An 18,282-nucleotide genomic window follows, 5' to 3' on the forward strand; every position below is an offset into this window, starting at 1 on the left:
TTTAAAATAAATTTAAACCTCCGGACCGCTCCCGTCCGCTCCATTTTTTTTGGCTCTGGGGTGAGCCCGGTTGAATACTTTTTTCAACTGTTCGATGTTGGCAGTGGTATAAACCTGTGTTGACGCCAAACTCGAATGTCCAAGAACCGTCTTCACTTTAGAAATTTCAGCCCCATTTCCCAAAACGTGTGTTGCAAAACTGTGTCTTAAGATATGAGGGCTTTTTTTCTGTTTCGAAGTTATAGTACTAAAGTAGCTATTTACGGTTAAATAAACAAATTTCGGATCTAGTTTTTTACCCTTATTCGAGACAAAAAAGTACTTTTCCGCCTCTTTTTCGGGCTTGCGAAGCGCGTTAAATTTTTCTAAAAATTCAAGGAGGCTATCCAAGATGGGAACAATTCGGGTTTTATTTCCTTTACCAGTTATGCGCAGTTCCTTTTTGGAAAAATCTACATTTTCGTGAAGCAGATTACAAAGCTCCGCCTTTCGCATACCGGTTTGGTAAAGCGTTTCTATAATTGTTTTCTTAAGGAAATTTTCTTCGGAATTATAAAGATCTGTTTCCTGCAGCGCATTCATTTCATCCTCAGAAAACGGAATTTGTTTCTCGGCGTAAAATTTTAATGCTTGAATGCTTTCCATCGGCGAAGTTTTTATTTCACCAATTTTGAGCAGATACAGGTAGAAACTTCTTAGCGTAGAAAGTTTGCGGTTGATGCTGCGTTTAGCCATTTTTTCCTGGCTCAGCCTCACCATAAAATTCCGGATCACTTTTTTGTCAATTTTCATCAGATCATCATGGCCTTCCGTTTCAATAATAAACTTCAAAAAGTCTTCCAGATCCTTTCTGTAGCTGATCAGGGTATTTTGGGTGTAGCGTTTTTCTATGGCGATGTATTCCAGAAATTTCTCAGTCATATAAAAATAAAAATCACTTCCCAAATATAACATTTAGAAAGTGATTTTAGTATAAGTGATCTGCAAAAGACGGCTTATGCCTGCTCCTCTCTGCTGGCTACTCTCTGTTTGTGAGCTGCCTTTGCTATTTTAGCTCTTTTGGTTACAGAAGGTTTTGTGAACTGCTGTCTTGCTCTTAGTGAACGTACAACACCAGTTTTGTCAAATTTTCTTTTGTATCTTTTTAGTGCTCTGTCGATAGCTTCGCCATCTTTTACTGGAATTATTAACATATTTTACATCTCATTTTGGACTGCAAAAATAAAAATAATTTTTTAAACCAGCAAAATGTTTTTTGACTGAAGATTAAGATCAAGTCGGGAAGCAGTGAAATGGCAGCATAAAAAAACCTCTACAAAAGCAACATTTCGTTTTAAAAACAAAGTAAAATCCCGCTTCCGTTTTCGGGCAAATTTCCATAATTTGCAGAACCTATGGAAAACACTAAACAATATACCGCCATCAACGCGTCTGCCGGCTCCGGGAAGACTTATGCCCTGGTGCTGCGGGTGCTGATGATATGTCTGCGCTACGAAAGACAGCATGATGCCATCAAACATATTTTGGCGCTGACCTTCACCAATAAAGCTGCGAATGAAATGAAGGAAAGAATTTTGCAGTGGCTGAAAAATTTCACCAAACCGGATTACGAAAACAACGGTGATTTGAAAAACATTCAAACTGCTTTGCGCGGCCAGGGAATTATGGTGACCCTGGAGGATCTACACCGCCGCTCGCAGAAGGTCTTGGATTATATTCTGCACAACTACTCTACCCTGAGTATTGGGACGATTGATAAATTTAATGCGAGGCTTGTGAGAAGTTTTTCTTACGAGTTAGGCCTGGCGCATCAGTTCAATCTTGAAATTCAAAGTGAACCTTTTCTGATTGAAGCGGTCGATAAAATGCTTGACGAAATCGGGGAAAACGAGCAAATTTCTGAGGCGTTCATGGATTTCATCAATTATAATCTGGATAATGACGAACGGGTGAACCTCAACAATTCGCTTTATAAAAAGGCAAAAAATTTCATCAGCGACATCCATTACGAAGATTTGAAAAAAAATTCGGAGTTCGACTGGGAATCGTATGAAAAAGCAAAAACAAAACTGAGACAGGAAATCCTTAAGCATAGAAAAACGGCAAAAGAAACGGCACAAAACATCATTACAATTTTACAAGAAAAAGGACTGGAAATTTCAGATTTTGCCGGAGGAAACTCCAACAGTATTGCTAAGTTTTTTTATGAATACTTAAAGTTCATTAGTGGTAAGAGAGATGTCTTCCCATTTCCGGCGGATGAAGAAAAAGCCATCCAGAATTTCAGAAAAGGCACCTCCGGAAGTGGCAAAGGAAAGGAACAGTTGGTAGATGAAGTCTTAAACTTTATGATTGAAAGCCGGGAATCAGTAATTTCAAATTTTATTTCGGCGGAGAGAAAATCAGCGATTCTCTCAGAACTCTTACCTTTAAAAATAAATAAAGAAATCCAGGAAAAGCTCAATGAAATTGAGGAAGAAAACGATGTGGTGCTGCTCTCGAAATTCAATGTCATCATTAATGAAAACCTGCGGAATGAGCCTTCGAGTTTTATCTATGAAAAGATAGGGACGCGGTATCAGCATTTCTTTTTTGATGAGTTTCAGGACACTTCTAAAATGCAGTGGAACAACCTGTTACCACTGAAAGACCACACGGTTGCCTCTGAAGGTAATTCTTTTACACTCGTAGGCGACCCCAAACAGAGCATATACCGCTTCCGGGGCGGCGACAGTGAGCTGATGCTGAATGTTTTAAACAAAAAAGATGAAAGCCCGGTAGAAGTTTTTGTAGAAGTGCTCGGCAGCAACTGGCGAAGCGCAAAAAACATCGTGAATTTCAACAATGAGCTTTATGATTTCCTTTCTAAAGGTTTGAATACCGAACATTGCGAACTGTTCTCGGAAAAAGCCAGACAGATTCCGCAGAAAAAATTTGCCGGAAGGGTGAAAGTAAATCTTGCGCCTTATACCAAGGGAAACGAAGAATATTTCACGGAAGTTGCCGGGCAAATGCACCGGAATATTCAGGAGTGTCTGAATAACGGATTTATATTTTCCGATATCACGATTTTGTGCCGCAGCGCGAAAGAAATCCAAAAATATGCCCAGCTTCTCGGCAGGGAAAAAGTGATTTACAATGGTACGGAAACTTATATCAAAACCATTTCGGAGAAAGGGCTGACGCTGGATTTGTCTTACACCTTAAAGGCATTGATTGAATTTCTGAACTGGGAAATCCAACCAAAGAACAGGCAGTTTATGGTGAAAATGCTTTATTACCTGAATGAGCTTGGCCGCATAGATATCCCTGAATTTTCCAATGAAATCATGGCGCTGCTAAAAATCGAAAACCACGAGAAACTGATTAATACTATTGAGGAAAGATTTTCATTAAAACTAAGTCAAAAAGGTATTCCACGCCTTAATCTTTACAATTACATCGAATTTTTTGTACATGAATTTTCGGTGAAAAATAAGGAAACCGATTACCTGCTGAACTTTCTGGAAAACCTGTACAATTTCACGCAAAATGCCGGCATGACGGTGAAGGATTTTGTAAAACTTTGGGATGAGGAAGCGCACAAAATTTCGATTCAGGCGAGTGAAAATGTGGATGCTGTCAATATGATGACCATTCACGCCGCAAAAGGACTGGAGTTCCCTGTAGTTTTCCTGCCGATGAAAAATGCCAATAAAGACGCTGAATTTCACGAGTGGTTCGATCTGGAAAATCTGGGCGAACTGAAATCCGTAAATATCAAAGGCTTCAAAAAAGAAATGGCCAATTATGATAAGGATTTAGCCAGCTTCAATGAGGAGAATTCCTACAAAAATAAAATCGACCGGTTTTGTATTCAATACGTGGCAACTACGCGTCCGGTAGAGCAGCTTTTTTTATATATCCAAAGGCCGAGCGCATCGAGCAACAATCTCGAAATTTTTGATTTTATCAAAACAAAAAATCCGGAAAACCTGGATGAATTTGATATTTATCCGGAGGAAAACGAATCGTTCAAAAAACAGAGAACGGAAGAAACCGCAGACCGTAAAACTTTGGACATCACTTCTCTTTCTGAGAACACTGAACATATCAGCAATATTAAAATTGCGACGCCTTCAAAAAGTTACCAGAATACGAACGAGTCCGTACGAATCGGGATTTTTGTGCATGAAATTCTAGAAAAAATCAACTCTGAAAAGGATATTGAAAATGTTCTGCAGCAGTACATTCTGGAGGGCATCATTACCGAAAATGAAAAAATTGAAATCGTGGAACGCCTTCTTAAAGTGCTCCGTAATGAAAGATATGCACAGTATTTCGATGAAACCCTGAAAGTGATTAACGAAAAAGAAATGATGATCACCGAAAACGGCAGCACCGAAACCTATCGTATCGACCGCCTTGTAGAGACCGAAAACGGCCTGGTCATCATTGATTTCAAAACCGGAGCCGAGCGCGAAAAGTATGAAAAACAGGTGAGCGCCTATCGTGAAGTATTGGAAAAACTGGGCAAGAAAGTCGCCGGAACCGAAATTATATATGTTTAAAAAAACGCTCCGCGACTGGAGCGTTTTCCTATTATTTTCCATTTTCCGGCACAAACACCCTCTGTGAGAGCTCCTGATCGAACAGGTAAAGCGCAGACGGATTGTCTTTCACCATTTTTATTTTGGAAACCAAAAGCGATGCCGAAGATTCCTCTTCCACCTGCTCGTTGATAAACCACTGCAGGAACGACGTTGTAGCAAAATCGCCTTCATCATTGGCAGCCTTTACAATATTAAAAATACTTCTGGTTACCACTCTTTCGTGTTCCAGGGCTTTTTCGAAAACATCCTGCACATCTGCAAAAGTATGCGGTGGTTTAGGGATTTCACCGATTACAATTTCACCGCCTACATCGGCCAGGTAGTCAAACATTTTGTCGGCATGCATCAGCTCTTCTTTGCTTTGCACCCGGAAGTAATTGGCGATTCCTTCCAGATCACGGCTGTTGAACCACGCCGACATTGAGAGATAATATTGTGCTGCATACTGTTCTTTTGCAATCTGTTCATTGATTAGCTGGGCTATTTTTTCACTTACCATAATTCATTTTTTCTAACTTTTAAAAGTACTTAAAAATTTGATGTCTGCCAAAAACATAATAACTGATCACAAAAAAAAAGAAGAGCGGAGAAAATCCGCCCTTCAAACCATTAAAAAAATAAAATTATGAACTTGATTTTAGCAAAGAATGCTTATTTGTTTTTTTCTTTTTGTGGCTGTACCATTTTTTGGCCGCCGTGCGCAGAATGCTGTCCCCATTTCCTGTCTTTCCCGGTCTCCATCAGTTTTCTTCTCTGTTGCATCATGTCCTGTTTTTTCTGCATATTTTCCTGCTTTTTAGCCTGCCATTTTGCATATTGCTCAGGAGTCAAAACTTTGCGGATTTCGTCATCCATCTGTTGTTTATCCTTCTTATAGGCTTCCATTTTCTGCTTTCTCAGCTCCTGGTTCTTAATTCTCTCCTGCTCGCGCTGGGCCTGATGCCTGTCCTGGATCGCTTTGATCTGGGAAACCTGTGCTTTGGTAAGGTTCAGTTCCTGCTCCATTTTCGCCATATGCTGAACTCTCTTCTGCTCCATCATTTCTTTTCTTTCCTGCTGGTCTCTCATTGGCGGCATTTCACTTTTCTGTGCCATTGCAAAAGTACCTATTGCCATGCATGCTAACGTGTAAACTATCTTTTTCATATCTATATTATAAATTGCGAAACCTTTGTTTCTGTCTTTTGGATAAAGAATAAATATTATAGTTAAATGAAAAAGTCATAAAGTTTGTTAAAATTTGTTTCCGTAGGTATTGATCAGTCTTTCAATGATTTGAGCAGTCTCATCAGGAAAATTTACCTCAATGATTTTATCACCTTGAACCCAGTTCTGAAGTTTAGGGGCAAATTCGCGCTCGTTCCAGATCACAGGAACACCCATATTTTCCATTGCCAACGCATTACACTGTTGCTCATACTGGTTTTTCATTGGAACAGCCAGAACTTTTTTCTTTAAAAATAAAGCTTCTGCAGGGCCTTCAAAACCTCCTCCGGTGAGCAATCCTTCACACGAAGCGAGTGATTTCTGAAACTTTTCGTTGTTAATTGGAGTAATTTCCGCGTTATCCGTGGAATAAGAATTTTTGGAATGTTTAGAAAAGATTTGCCACTTGATATTGCTGAATTTTTTAACCTGATTTATAATAAATTCATCGGAATACGCCGGAAGATAGACTGTGTAATGCCCAAGATTTTCAGTGTTTAAATTCCTGATTTCTGAACGGATGACCGGTGTGTTGATAAAATCATCATAACGCTCAAAATGAAATGCCACATGTGCATTGGTGGGAGCGTAGTGGTTCATAATGATCTTTCCCCAGTGGAAGCCTTTCAGTTGCGGTGTTTTATCCGAAACAAACGCGGACTGATGGCTGAGTGCGACATTTTTTTTCCCTTTCAGCTTACAAGCCCACGCACAGACCGGCTCGAAATCATTGATCACCAGATCATAATCCTTTACCGGAAGTTTTCTAACATCACTTAAAAACTGGGCCGTATTAAACTGTTTCCAGGTTTTAAGGAAATCAACGCCGCCTTTTTCCCCAAAAACAAACCCGAAGCCATGGAACCTGTATTTTACCTCATCGTCCAGATCCACCTCAGCCTGAGTTCCACTGACCAGCAGATCCACATCTCCGTATTTTTTTAAGTGGGGAATGATTTCACGGGCGCGGCTCACGTGTCCGTTTCCAGTACCCTGTATTGCGTAGAGAATTTTCATAGTATCACGAAGTTATTACAAAAAATATCAAGCCGTTTTCAATTCACCAATAATTAACAAAACGTTTAAATAAAAAGACGGAGAAAATTTTCCCCCGCCTTTCGGTTTCGATAAAATATATTGAAGATTTTATTTTTTTCCTTTGCCGTGAGAAACTGCTTTACCGTTATTCCCCTGATTCCCTTTAGCTTTTACTGCTGCTGAATTTCCGTATTTTTTGTTTTGGTATCTTTCGGCAGCGGTTGATCTGCTTTTTACAGCCGATTTACTTTTTACATTTCTGTTATCAGAGTTGTAACTTTTTGTTCTCGTACGGTTTATTATTGTTTTTATTTCTGTTGTAAACTGCTACCGGATTTTGGCCTTTGTAATACCTGTTTTTGAATTTGGTATATTTTTCCCGACCTAAAATTCTTTCCAGCTCCCCGTATCTGTCAGTTCTCCATCTGTCCGGACTGTTACCGTAAACACGGTTCCAGTCATCATAGTTATCAGATCTGTTATTTAAGGCAAAAAGCTGTTCTTTTTGGTATGGTGTCAGCAGGAGTTCTGCGGCCATTGTCTGCCAGTTGATACCTGAAATACTGCTTCTGTAATCGTTATAGTATGACGATTGCGAATATCCAAATGTAATAGCACCCACCACGAGGGCGCCGAAAAATATCTTTTTCATAACTTTAAATTTAAGTGTTAATAACTGATTTTCAATCTTTGCGCCATTTAGATCAACTGTAGTGGCTTTAACAGAAAATAACGCATTTTAACAAAAAAAGGAGCAGATATTAACCTGCTCTCAATCACTTAATTACACTAAAGAACTTTATTATCTTCCTCCGGTTCTCATACCTGATGAACGCCCGGAACTGTTGTTACCGTTCCCTGAATTATTTTGAACGCGTGTTTCCTGCCTTGGCATCTGCATTGTGCGGCCCTCATTTCTTGGTTCAATATTTCTGAAACCTTCATTCTGTACTCTGCCTGTGTTTGAGCTTCTGTCTTCAAAAACCCGGTTCGATTCCCTGCGTACTTCGGAAGTTCTCATTCCACTGTTTTCCGGCATTCTGCCAACATCATTTCTCTGAATCCTTTCCGGAGTCTGATTTCTTAAGCCACCACTTCTGTTGGCTGAACTCTGTGAGTCAACTCTGCGGACTGTATTGTTATTCTCCCTGATTCCTCCTACCCTTTGTGTGTTGGTATTTCCATTTGAGGTGTTTCCGTTTCTTCCAGAATTGTTACTGTCTCTTATAACGCCCGGATTATGGGGATTTCTTGGCTGGTTCCAACCGTATTTATTTCCAACCGACCTGTGATAAGCGGATCTGTCAACGCGGTAAACATTTACATTGACGTTTCTGTATCTCGGAATTACATAATAGCTGTAATATTTTGGCCTGTAATAATCTCTCCAATAATTGTTATAATAACTTACAGGATTGTAACCGTTGTAATAGGAATTTTGATAAAGCGCAAATACTCTTGATCCCAAAATTCTTTCCAGTGCATAAAATCTGTCGTAGTACCAGCGTTTTGGGTTAGTTCTGTAATAATCGCTCCAGATGTAGAAACTTGGAAACTGATTATTCAAATCGCTGATGGCTTCAATCTGCCATCTGTTTAGATTCATTTCGCGGAAAAACCGGTACCAGTTCACCATATCGATGCTCCTGCGGTAATCGCTGTAGAAACTGCGGTAATAATCATCGGTATAATAATCGTACGGATATTCGTAATAATAATCATCCGGAAAGTAATAGCTGTCGTCGCCATACCAACCGCTGGTGTTGCTGTAATATCCGTCGTTATTGTTCGGATAGTACTGAGCTGTGCAGCTTGCTGAAAAAAGCCCCAAAGCCAAAAATAAAATTAAATTTTTCATTACTACTCTGCTTTTAATTTAAACATCATTTGATCCGCCTTCATATTTATTTGTTATCTGCCATTTGGATATATAAAACAAAAAGAAGTTAAATCCGCAGACTCAACTTCTTTACATACATTTTGATATCATATTGAATATCAAATTCAAAAATTCTATCTCCTACCGGAATCCTGCACCCAATAGGCGATTTTATTATTAAAATCCGTCTGGTTTTTCAGGTCTTCTACATTCAGATGCATTCTGTAACGCCAGTAATGCGGGAATACTGCCGGGTTGTTGATTCTTTCATTATCAACATGATCATTCCTTAAGCTGTAATCTGTAGCCAGGAATTCCTGAAGAGGGAAAATCGCCAGCATAGCATCATTATAAAAGTGCTGCAGCATGATGATTTCTGCAAGTTCCGGAAGAAGTTCGCCGGGTGCTGTTCCATACTGTTTCAGCTGGTCATTGAAATACTTTTGGGTTAGTCCACGGTCTTCGAACCACCACTGCCTAAGGGTAGAACTGTCGTGTGACGACGCGGTAACCACATTCATATAACCGGCATTTTTCGGGTCATACCAAAGGATATTTTCTGAAGGCATTCTCTGAACTTTCAACGCCGTAATGGCCAGCCTGTCCATCACTTGCGGCACACAATCCGGAACCAGGCCTAAATCTTCACCACAAATCAGCATATCTGTAGAATTCAGGATTACCGGAAGCTTCTCCATCGCGCTCTGGTACCAGAGACCGTCCTGACGCCTGAAGAAATAATCTACATAAAGTTCGTAGATCGCTTTCTTTTCCCAATCAGACAGGTATTTGTAGGAATCGGTTTTATGCACATTAAATCTTGGGTGGTAAACGTATTCGCCTCCGCCTTTGTCTTCCTGCAGGAACAGAACGTTAGCGCAAAGTGAAATCAGCTTATCTTCTGCCCAGTCGTGCGGATGCTTATCGAAATAATCACGTAATTTTCTTTGGGTATCAAATTCTTCTTTGAAAGAGTAAGTTCCATTGAAATGATTGTTCATAAAATGGTTGTGAATGGTATCTCTCTCATGCCCAAAATAATCCCAAAGAATCTCCTCGTTGATATATGGCTTGCAGTATCGGTCGAAGTTGAACGGAATATTTCTCGAATGAAATTCCTCCATCCTAACCGGAATTGCCGGGTAAAAATATCCCAAAATCCCCTGGGTTGCAGAAACCGGCATTCTCCAAATCCTGAAAAATCCAAGAATATGGTCAATACGCATGGCATCAAAATACTGTTCCAGGGCTTTGAAACGGTTTTTCCACCATTTGTAACCGTCTGCCTTCATCGCTTCCCAGTTGTAGGTCGGGAATTCCCAGTTCTGCCCTAAATCTGTAAACTGATCCGGCGGTGCACCGGCCTGAAAATCCATACCAAACAGTTCCGGCTCCGTCCACGCTTCAACCGAGTGGCGGTAAATACCGATTGGCAAGTCGCCTTTTACAGAAACCCCCAAACTGTGCGTGTAATCAATGGCATCTTTCAGCTGCAAATGAAGCTGGTATTGCACCCAACAGTGCAGCATCGCTTCAGAATAGTCCTTGTGTTTAGCAGCGAACATAGGAGTGAGTTTTCCGGCGATGTATTTTTTATGGGTTCTCCAGTTGTTGAAATTCGGTGTTTTATATTTATCTCTTTGCACACAAAATGCCGCATACGGATAAAGCCACTCTTCATTTTCTTTCTGGAATTTTTTGAAGTTTCTGTCCTTTAAAATTCTATCTTTATTTTCCCTGAATACTGCGCGAATATATTTCCATTTCCCGGAAATCATCTTTTCGTAATCGATAAGATCGAGTTTGTTGAGTTCCTTTTTTTTAGCATTGAATTCATCAACTAGATTTTTCGGCAAAGAATATTCAAGACTGTCAATCGACAAATACTGTGGGTGAAGTGCGTATACCGAAATCGCGGCGTAAGGATATGAATCCGTCCAGGTATAATTCGCAGTGGTATCATTGATCGGAAGAATCTGAATGATTCCCAAATTGGTTGCCTTTGCCCAGTCTGCGAGTGCTTTCATATCTGCAAATTCACCCACGCCGAAACCGTTTTCACTTCTCAACGCAAAAACCGGAACTGCAACTCCAGCGGCGTGATACATTTCAAAAGATTTGAATCTGAAGAAATGATCTGCCTGAATCTGCAATATGTTTTTATCCGTATTTGGCAAAGCCAAGCGGTCATTCCCGTATTCCACATCGAAAACTTCGCCTGTAGAAGTACTCATGACACCATATTTATATTGAATAAATTGGTCTCCAGGCATTTCAACCGCCACTTCCCAAACGCCAAAATCAGTCTGGATCATTGGTATGGTTCTCAGATATTCCCAGTTACCAAGTGCCTCAACATTACCCAGAAGTACCAATCTCCAGTCCGGATTATAAAGTGGTGCTTCAATTCTGAACAAATGTGTATGCTTTTTCAACACCGCAACTTTCTCGGGTTTAAAACCGCTCAACTTATTTTTTAGAATTTTATTGTTGAGATAATTTTCCGGGAAATTTTTCAAGTTCCAAACATCGTAGATCCGGTATTCGCTGTAGCTGTGAACCAAATTTAAATGGTGAAGCGAAAACTCCTGATCCAGGATATTTCCACCTTCGTCCGTCAGTTGATATTTGTAAGAAATTGATTTTGAAAAATAATCGACTTCTGCTTTCCAGTTCCCGTTTTCAGTGTAATGCAGGAAGTGAATTTTGGGCTCCTGATTATGTTCAAAGATCAAAAGCTGCAGTTTTTCACCAACTTTTGTGTTGAAATTCAGGCTAAAATAAAGCTTCATAACATTGTTTTATTAAGGAGCTGCAATTTACCAAAAAACTCCAAGAAAGCAAATGATTTTTCAAATGATTTTAAACAGTTTATCAGTTAATTTTCAATACATTACAAAAGCAAAGCTTCAGCACACGCTGAAGCTTTATATTCAATCTGATATTAATCTTATTTTAATTAATCACATAACTCGTGCCCTCTCTACCATCTTTAAGTTCAATTCCCTCAGCAAGCAGTTTATCGCGGATTTGGTCAGAAAGTTCAAAGTTTTTTGCCTTACGGGCCTGGTTTCTCAGCTCAATTAAAACCTGTAGTGTAGAATCCAGCTTTTCGCTGTTGCTTTCTTCCGGTTGCTGAAGGCCAAGAACATCGAATACAAAAGCATTTAAAGTAGATTTTAAATCGTCGTGATCCTCCCCAGAAATCTGCTCCTTCCCGATTTTCAGTTTAAAGATAAAACTCACCGCTTCAAATAGATGCGAAATCAAAATCGGAGAATTGAAATCGTCCGTCAAAGCATCATAACATTTTTCTTTCCAGGTTTTCAGATCAAATTGAGACGCTTCTCCATCGCTAAAAACCACATTTGTAGTGGGTTGTGCCGGACTGATTGTTGAAAGCAACTTCACCGCTTCCATCAATCGCTGGAATCCTTTCTCGCTGGCAACCATAGCCTCGTTGGAAATATCAAGCACACTTCTGTAATGCGCCTGCAGAAAATTGAAGCGCACTACTGCCGGGTGAAATGGCTTTTCAAAAAAATCATTTTCACCGGTAATCAACTGCATTGGCAGAATAAAGTTTCCGGTAGATTTACTCATCCGCTGTCCGTTCATGGTCAGCATATTAGCATGCATCCAGTAGTTTACCGGCGCGGTTCCGTTGCAGGCCGTACCCTGGGCAATTTCGCATTCGTGATGCGGGAATTTCAAATCCATACCACCTCCGTGAATATCAAATTTTTCACCTAAATATTTGGTGCTCATCGCTGTACATTCCAAATGCCAACCCGGAAACCCTTCACCCCAAGGCGAAGGCCATTTCATAATATGTTCAGGCGATGCACTTTTCCACAGGGCAAAATCCTGCGGATTTTTCTTTTCGTCCTGCCCATCCAGATCTCTGGTGTTGGCCATCAGTTCATCAATATTCCTTTTGGAAAGCTCGCCGTAATTTCCGCCTTTTTCATTATAAGCGCGTACGTCGAAATAAACCGAACCATTACTTTTATAGGCATAACCTTTATCCAGCAAAAGCTTCGTAAGCTCCAGCTGCTCGATGATGTGCCCGGTTGCTGTCGGCTCGATATTCGGCGGTAAAAGGTTGAAAATCTGCAAAACTTTATGGAAGTCCACCGTGTATTTTTGCACGATCTCCATCGGTTCCAGCTTCTCAAGCCGCGACTGTTTTACGAACCGGTCGTTGTTCACATCACCGTCATCCGTTAAATGCCCGGCATCGGTAATGTTTCTTACATATCTTACTTTATAACCCAAATGCTGAAGCGTGCGGTAAATAAAATCAAAAGACATAAACGTCCGCACATTCCCCATATGAACATTGCTGTAAACCGTCGGCCCGCAAACGTACATCCCAACATTGCCATCGAGAATGGGTTTGAAATCTTCTTTTTCGCCGGATAGAGAGTTGTATATTTTGAGTTGCATGTTGATAAGTTCAATTGGTTAAAGTGGTGAAAAAGTTCAAATCTCATTCAACAGTATTGAACATTTGAACCGTTGAACAATATTGAACAGATAATTAATCCAATTTTGCGTGGCTGCCCACATAATGCAGAAATTCCTGGCGCGTAATCGGATTGGTGCGGAAAATTCCGCTCAATTCTGCGGTTATGGTGGAGCTTGCAGTGTCCTTTATTCCGCGGCAGTTTACGCAAAGGTGTTTCGCATCAATGATACAGGCAACATCTTTAGTTCCGAGCGCTTCCTTCAAAGCATCTACGATCTGCATGGTCAATCTTTCCTGGACCTGCGGCCTTTTTGCATAATAATCAACCAGTCTGTTGATTTTTGAAAGACCTATCACTTCGCCATTGGAAATATAAGCCACGTGTGCCCTGCCTATAATTGGCAAAAAGTGATGCTCACAGAAAGAATATACTGTAATATCCTTTTCCACCAGCATTTGGCGGTATTTATACTTATTGCTGAAGGTTGAAATTCCCGGTTTATTTTCAGGAAGCAGCCCGCCGAAAATTTCGTTTACATACATTTTGGCTACACGTTTTGGTGAATCTTTAAGGGAATCATCAGTCATATCAAGGCCAAGTGTTTCCATAATTTCACCAAAAAGTTTCTCTATTTTTTCAACTTTCGCAGAAGGCGACATGTTAAAAGCGTCACTTCTCAGTGGTGTATGGTCTTTACCTGTGAAAACATCGTCGTCGTTTTCAAAATCAGTCATATTTAATGATTATTTAGAGGCAAAAATAAGGATTTAAAAATTCACTTCGCAGATTTCAAATTCATTATCAAACAATAAGTTTTTTTTATATCTTTAATTTTTCAAAAAATATGGAAAAAAGTATAAATCGTTAAGATTTTTTTATATTTGCACCAACTTAAACAATAATTAAAAATTTGAATATTATGTCAGACATTGCATCAAGAGTAAAAGCTATCATCGCTGATAAGCTTGACGTTGAGGAAACAGAAGTAACTCCAGAGGCTAGCTTCACAAACGATTTAGGAGCTGATTCACTAGATACTGTAGAGCTTATCATGGAATTTGAAAAAGAGTTCAACATCCAGATTCCTGATGACCAGGCAGAAAAAATTACTACTGTAGGTCACGCTATCGCTTACATCGAGGAAGTAGTAAACAAATAATCTATTTTAGATCATTAAAAAAATTTATGGAATTAAAGAGAGTAGTTGTAACAGGATTTGGTGCAGTAACACCGATTGGTAATAATGCAAAAGAATACTGGGAAAGCCTTGTAGAGGGCAAGAGCGGTGCAGCTCCAATTACTCTTTTTGATGCCACAAACTTTAAAACCAAATTTGCCTGCGAGGTAAAAAATTTCGATCCGCTTGCCCATTTCGACAAGAAAGAGGCTAAGAAAATGGACCGGAATACCCAACTTGGGATCGTAGCTGCCCGCGAAGCAGTGGAACATTCCAAAATCCTCGAAGGCGATTTGAACAAAAACAGAGTCGGCGTGATTTGGGGCTCAGGAATCGGAGGCCTTGAAACCTTTGAAACCGAAGTTCTGGGCTGGGCAAATTCGGAGATTCCGCGTTTCAACCCGTTCTTTATCCCAAAAATGATCGCTGACATCACTCCTGGCCATATTTCTATGGAATATGGTTTCCACGGGCCAAACTACACCACCGTTTCTGCCTGTGCTTCTTCTGCCAACGCTATAATCGATTCCAAAATGCTGATCCAACTCGGAAAAGCTGATGTTATCGTTTGCGGAGGTTCTGAAGCTGCCGTAACCGCCAGCGGTGTTGGAGGCTTTAACGCAATGATGGCCCTTTCCACAAGAAATGATGATCCGCAAACGGCCTCAAGGCCATTTGATAAAGACCGTGACGGTTTTGTTCTGGGTGAAGGCGCCGGATGTATCATTTTAGAAGAGTACGAACACGCTGTAAAGCGCGGAGCTACAATTTATGCAGAACTGAAAGGAGGCGGTATGAGCGCTGATGCGTACCATATGACGGCACCGCATCCCGAAGGTTTGGGCGCATACCTGGTAATGAAAAACTGTCTGGAAGATGCCGGTGTAACTACTGATGAAGTAGACCATATCAATATGCACGGTACGTCTACGCCATTAGGCGACATTGCAGAATCCAATGCAATTTCAAAATTATTGGGCGAGCATGCTTACGACATTCAGATCAATTCCACAAAATCTATGACCGGCCACTTACTTGGTGCCGCCGGAGTGATCGAAGCTATTGCAGCACTGCACACCATCATACACGGGATCGTCCCACCAACCATCAATCATTTCACTGATGATGAAAATATCGACAGCAGGCTGAATTTTACCTTCAATAAAGCTGTAGAAAAGCAAGTGGACATCGCCATGAGCAACACTTTCGGTTTTGGCGGGCACAATGCCTGTGTACTTTTTAAGAAAATCTAAATTCCTCTGAATGGAGTTGCAGAAATACTTTTCTAAATTTCTCCTAAAACGAAGAAAATACCTCTCTGAAAAAGACCTGATGCTGAGCACCGGGATTTCTAAAATCATCGGTCAAAATATTCAGAACATCACTCTTTATCAGGAAGCATTTTCTTTAAAGGTTTCTTCTTCCAAAAAGGCAAAAAACTACGAGAGGCTTGAGTTTTTAGGGGATTCCATTTTAGGATCTATTATTTCATGCTATCTTTTTGAGGCTTATCCGGCGGCAAATGAGGGTTACCTCACGCAGATGAAATCGAAAATCGTAAACCGAAAGAATCTGAATAAAATCGGTGACGACCTGAAACTGACAAGTTTCATTCAGAATGAAGGTTCATCAATCCTGAGCGAGAATATTTCAGGCAACCTGTTTGAAGCGCTGATCGGTGCGGTTTATCTGGACATCGGTTATGAAGCGTGCGAGAATATTGTTCTGCAAAAGCTTCTTACAGCGGATGAAATCCTTAAACTTGAAAATAAAATCGTAAGCTACAAAGGTTTACTTCTGGAATGGTCGCAGAAACGTAAGGTACAGCTTCGCTACGAAACTTGCGAGGAAGAACATGGAAATAAAAACACCGTCTTTCGCAGCTTCGTTTGGCTTGGCGATGAAAAAATATCAAACGCTACCGAAACTTCAAAGAAAAAAGCGGAAGAAAAAGCAGCTCAGCGCGCATTTTACACTTTAAACAAAAAAGAAAATATTCTTGAAAAGCCTAAAACTGTTTCTTGATACTGCTGATGAGGACGACCTCACTCTGGGACTGATCCGGCTTGCCAAAGAAATACCTGATTACGAGCTTTTTTACTATATCAACAGGATTAATGATTCGGAATTTAAACGGATTGCGGATATCGTAAAAATCGGAACATATTACGATTACTATCATCCCCGTTTTGAGGCTTATCATAAAGAAACCAAAGCCTGCATACAGTTTATCGCAAACAAATCTGTACAAAGCAAACAAAAACAGGAAGTAACGGAACTTTTTGCGGACGAGGAGAATGTTAACTATCTGTTACCAAATGATAAAGATGTAGATTACCTATTGAAAAGCAGCGATTCATTTGTTGATTTTTCCGTAATTTTGCTCCCTGAAAGCCTGATGTTCCAAACGCAGGAATACGAGTTGAGTTCACAAGATGAGCTCTTCCAATTAATTCAATATTATGAATAAATATCTAAAAAAGACTAAAATCATTGCTACACTCGGCCCGGCTTCTTCTAACAGAGAAACCATTACAGAACTGATAAAAGCGGGTGTAGACATCTTCAGAATAAATTTTTCGCACGCCGATTACGATCTTGTAAAAACCAATGTAAACACCATCCGCGAAGTCAATAAAGAGCTTGGAACCAACGTTGGGATCCTTGGAGATTTGCAGGGCCCAAAACTGAGAGTTGGCGTTGTGAAAGAGGGTTCCTACCTCAATCCCGGTGATATTTTAACATTTACCAATGAAAAGATCGAAGGCGATTCCACGAGAGTTTATATGACTTACCAGGAATTCCCGAATGATGTAAAAGTTGGTGAAAGAATACTGATTGATGACGGTAAACTGGTACTCCAGGTCCTTGAAACCAATGAAAAAGACACAGTAAAAGCAGTGACCATTCAGGGAGGCCCGCTTAGTTCTAAAAAAGGTGTCAATCTTCCGAATACCAATGTTTCACTTCCGGCGCTTACTGAAAAAGATATTCAGGATGCGAATTTTATGCTTGATCTGGAACTGGACTGGATTGCGCTCTCATTCGTGCGGCATGCTCAGGACATTAAAGATTTGAAAAAGCTCATTGCAAACCACCCGACCAATAAACAAAAAACACCTATCATCGCTAAAATTGAAAAGCCGGAAGGTGTAAAAAATATCGAGCAAATCCTTCTGGAATGCGATGGCTTAATGGTTGCCCGCGGCGATTTGGGTGTTGAAGTTCCGATGGAAGAAGTGCCGGCAATCCAGAAAAATCTTGTGGAAATTGCAAGAAAATACGCGAAGCCAGTGATTATTGCGACCCAGATGATGGAAACGATGATTACCAGCCTTACACCAACCAGAGCAGAAGTGAATGACGTTGCTAACTCGGTGCTGGACGGTGCTGATGCCGTAATGCTTTCCGGTGAAACTTCTGTAGGAAAATATCCGGTGGATGTGGTGAAAAATATGTCGAAGATTGTAAAAAACATTGAAAGCACACATTTTTACCAAAACAAAAATGCACCTATTGAAAAGGAATTCAACTGTATCGACGACCGTTTCATCACCAACAGAATTTGTCTGGCGGCAGTAAGAATTGCCAAGACCACCGATGTGGAAGCGATCATTACATTAACACATTCCGGTTATACGGCATTCCAGATTTCTGCACACAGGCCTAACTCGCATATCATCGTTTTTAGTTCCAACAAGCGCGTCATTACCATGCTGAACCTGCTTTGGGGCGTGCGTGCTTATTATTACGACAGCGACAAATCGACAGACGAAACCATTATTCAGGTAAATAAGATGACCAAAGAACTGGGTTATGTTGAGGAAGAAGATTTTGTAATCAACCTTAATGCGACACCTGCGGATGAGTTCGGAAAGACCAATACATTGAGGCTCACCACGATTTAGGCAACAATCA

Annotated in this window: 16 protein-coding genes; 6 read left to right on the forward strand and 10 right to left on the reverse strand. The window is 40.4% G+C overall.

Features of this window, described 5'->3' with window-relative positions; genetic code table 11:
• Positions 1-12 precede the first annotated feature (12 nt).
• Together CKV81_RS06105 and rpsU are read right to left on the reverse strand one after the other, a co-directional pair.
• Positions 13-921 (reverse strand): tyrosine-type recombinase/integrase, encoded by a 909-nt coding sequence (locus CKV81_RS06105; RefSeq protein ID WP_095074307.1) that lies wholly within the window; start codon positions 919-921, stop codon positions 13-15.
• 74 nt (positions 922-995) lie between these two features.
• Positions 996-1,193, reverse strand: coding sequence for a 30S ribosomal protein S21 (rpsU, locus tag CKV81_RS06110; RefSeq protein WP_095071478.1), 198 nt, complete (start codon positions 1,191-1,193; stop codon positions 996-998).
• A 201-nt stretch (positions 1,194-1,394) separates the two neighbouring features.
• Between rpsU and CKV81_RS06115 the strand changes: the two genes are divergently transcribed.
• Entirely contained in the window at positions 1,395-4,550 is a 3,156-nt protein-coding gene (locus tag CKV81_RS06115; protein WP_095071480.1) for a UvrD-helicase domain-containing protein, read from the forward strand.
• A 31-nt stretch (positions 4,551-4,581) separates the two neighbouring features.
• Here CKV81_RS06115 and CKV81_RS06120 read toward each other — a convergent pair whose 3' ends face one another.
• The 8 genes from CKV81_RS06120 to folE form a co-directional block, all read right to left on the reverse strand.
• Positions 4,582-5,091, reverse strand: coding sequence for a ferritin (locus tag CKV81_RS06120; RefSeq protein WP_095071482.1), 510 nt, complete (start codon positions 5,089-5,091; stop codon positions 4,582-4,584).
• 152 nt (positions 5,092-5,243) lie between these two features.
• On the reverse strand, positions 5,244-5,738 hold the full coding sequence (locus CKV81_RS06125; protein WP_157727380.1) for a hypothetical protein: 495 nt from the start codon (positions 5,736-5,738) through the stop codon (positions 5,244-5,246).
• 87 nt (positions 5,739-5,825) lie between these two features.
• Positions 5,826-6,815, reverse strand: a complete 990-nt coding sequence (locus CKV81_RS06130) for a glycosyltransferase family protein (RefSeq protein ID WP_095071484.1) — start codon at positions 6,813-6,815, stop codon at positions 5,826-5,828.
• Between the two features lie 286 nt (positions 6,816-7,101).
• The gene (locus CKV81_RS06135; protein WP_095071486.1) at positions 7,102-7,488 is read right to left on the reverse strand and encodes a hypothetical protein; all 387 of its coding nucleotides are present in this window, start codon (positions 7,486-7,488) and stop codon (positions 7,102-7,104) included.
• A gap of 150 nt (positions 7,489-7,638) precedes the next feature.
• Positions 7,639-8,694 carry a hypothetical protein gene (locus tag CKV81_RS06140; protein ID WP_095071487.1) on the reverse strand — a complete coding sequence of 352 codons (1,056 nt, stop codon included), beginning with the start codon at positions 8,692-8,694 and terminating at the stop codon, positions 7,639-7,641.
• Between the two features lie 155 nt (positions 8,695-8,849).
• A complete protein-coding gene (locus tag CKV81_RS06145) occupies positions 8,850-11,507 on the reverse strand; it encodes a 4-alpha-glucanotransferase (protein WP_095071488.1) in 2,658 nt (885 codons plus the stop codon).
• Between the two features lie 163 nt (positions 11,508-11,670).
• Positions 11,671-13,164 carry a cysteine--tRNA ligase gene (gene cysS, locus CKV81_RS06150; RefSeq protein ID WP_095071490.1) on the reverse strand — a complete coding sequence of 498 codons (1,494 nt, stop codon included), beginning with the start codon at positions 13,162-13,164 and terminating at the stop codon, positions 11,671-11,673.
• Between the two features lie 94 nt (positions 13,165-13,258).
• Positions 13,259-13,921 carry a GTP cyclohydrolase I FolE gene (gene folE, locus CKV81_RS06155; RefSeq protein WP_095071492.1) on the reverse strand — a complete coding sequence of 221 codons (663 nt, stop codon included), beginning with the start codon at positions 13,919-13,921 and terminating at the stop codon, positions 13,259-13,261.
• Positions 13,922-14,106: 185 nt separating this feature from the next.
• On the opposite strand from folE, the gene CKV81_RS06160 reads away from it, so the two are divergent.
• Genes CKV81_RS06160 through pyk form a run of 5 tightly spaced genes read left to right on the forward strand, consistent with a single transcriptional unit; the run spans position 14,107 to position 18,272 of the window.
• Entirely contained in the window at positions 14,107-14,346 is a 240-nt protein-coding gene (locus CKV81_RS06160) for an acyl carrier protein (RefSeq protein ID WP_002976354.1), read from the forward strand.
• A gap of 26 nt (positions 14,347-14,372) precedes the next feature.
• Complete coding sequence (gene fabF / locus CKV81_RS06165; RefSeq protein ID WP_095071494.1) at positions 14,373-15,617, forward strand: beta-ketoacyl-ACP synthase II; 1,245 nt, start codon at positions 14,373-14,375, stop codon at positions 15,615-15,617.
• Between the two features lie 10 nt (positions 15,618-15,627).
• Positions 15,628-16,389 (forward strand): ribonuclease III, encoded by a 762-nt coding sequence (gene rnc / locus CKV81_RS06170; protein ID WP_095071496.1) that lies wholly within the window; start codon positions 15,628-15,630, stop codon positions 16,387-16,389.
• A complete protein-coding gene (locus CKV81_RS06175) occupies positions 16,364-16,834 on the forward strand; it encodes an IPExxxVDY family protein (protein WP_095071498.1) in 471 nt (156 codons plus the stop codon). The genes rnc and CKV81_RS06175 overlap by 26 nt, the downstream gene beginning before the upstream one ends.
• Complete coding sequence (pyk, locus tag CKV81_RS06180; RefSeq protein WP_095071500.1) at positions 16,827-18,272, forward strand: pyruvate kinase; 1,446 nt, start codon at positions 16,827-16,829, stop codon at positions 18,270-18,272. Before CKV81_RS06175 ends, pyk begins: the two co-directional genes overlap by 8 nt.
• The last annotated feature ends 10 nt before the right edge of the window (positions 18,273-18,282 follow it).

Origin of the sequence: Chryseobacterium taklimakanense (assembly GCF_900187185.1) — a bacterium.
Taxonomy (GTDB): Bacteria; Bacteroidota; Bacteroidia; order Flavobacteriales; family Weeksellaceae; genus Planobacterium; species Planobacterium taklimakanense.

What these genes read in the sequence shown, in the direction of transcription:
- pyk (WP_095071500.1), top strand. Translation starts at nt 16,827, where the DNA reads ATGAATAAATATCTAAAAAAGACTAAAATCATTGCTACACTCGGCCCG.
- cysS (WP_095071490.1), bottom strand. Translation starts at nt 13,164, where the DNA reads ATGCAACTCAAAATATACAACTCTCTATCCGGCGAAAAAGAAGATTTC.
- rpsU (WP_095071478.1), bottom strand. Translation starts at nt 1,193, where the DNA reads ATGTTAATAATTCCAGTAAAAGATGGCGAAGCTATCGACAGAGCACTA.
- CKV81_RS06145 (WP_095071488.1), bottom strand. Translation starts at nt 11,507, where the DNA reads ATGAAGCTTTATTTTAGCCTGAATTTCAACACAAAAGTTGGTGAAAAA.
- CKV81_RS06160 (WP_002976354.1), top strand. Translation starts at nt 14,107, where the DNA reads ATGTCAGACATTGCATCAAGAGTAAAAGCTATCATCGCTGATAAGCTT.
- CKV81_RS06135 (WP_095071486.1), bottom strand. Translation starts at nt 7,488, where the DNA reads ATGAAAAAGATATTTTTCGGCGCCCTCGTGGTGGGTGCTATTACATTT.
- CKV81_RS06115 (WP_095071480.1), top strand. Translation starts at nt 1,395, where the DNA reads ATGGAAAACACTAAACAATATACCGCCATCAACGCGTCTGCCGGCTCC.
- CKV81_RS06125 (WP_157727380.1), bottom strand. Translation starts at nt 5,738, where the DNA reads ATGAAAAAGATAGTTTACACGTTAGCATGCATGGCAATAGGTACTTTT.
- rnc (WP_095071496.1), top strand. Translation starts at nt 15,628, where the DNA reads ATGGAGTTGCAGAAATACTTTTCTAAATTTCTCCTAAAACGAAGAAAA.
- fabF (WP_095071494.1), top strand. Translation starts at nt 14,373, where the DNA reads ATGGAATTAAAGAGAGTAGTTGTAACAGGATTTGGTGCAGTAACACCG.
- CKV81_RS06140 (WP_095071487.1), bottom strand. Translation starts at nt 8,694, where the DNA reads ATGAAAAATTTAATTTTATTTTTGGCTTTGGGGCTTTTTTCAGCAAGC.
- folE (WP_095071492.1), bottom strand. Translation starts at nt 13,921, where the DNA reads ATGACTGATTTTGAAAACGACGACGATGTTTTCACAGGTAAAGACCAT.
- CKV81_RS06130 (WP_095071484.1), bottom strand. Translation starts at nt 6,815, where the DNA reads ATGAAAATTCTCTACGCAATACAGGGTACTGGAAACGGACACGTGAGC.
- CKV81_RS06105 (WP_095074307.1), bottom strand. Translation starts at nt 921, where the DNA reads ATGACTGAGAAATTTCTGGAATACATCGCCATAGAAAAACGCTACACC.
- CKV81_RS06120 (WP_095071482.1), bottom strand. Translation starts at nt 5,091, where the DNA reads ATGGTAAGTGAAAAAATAGCCCAGCTAATCAATGAACAGATTGCAAAA.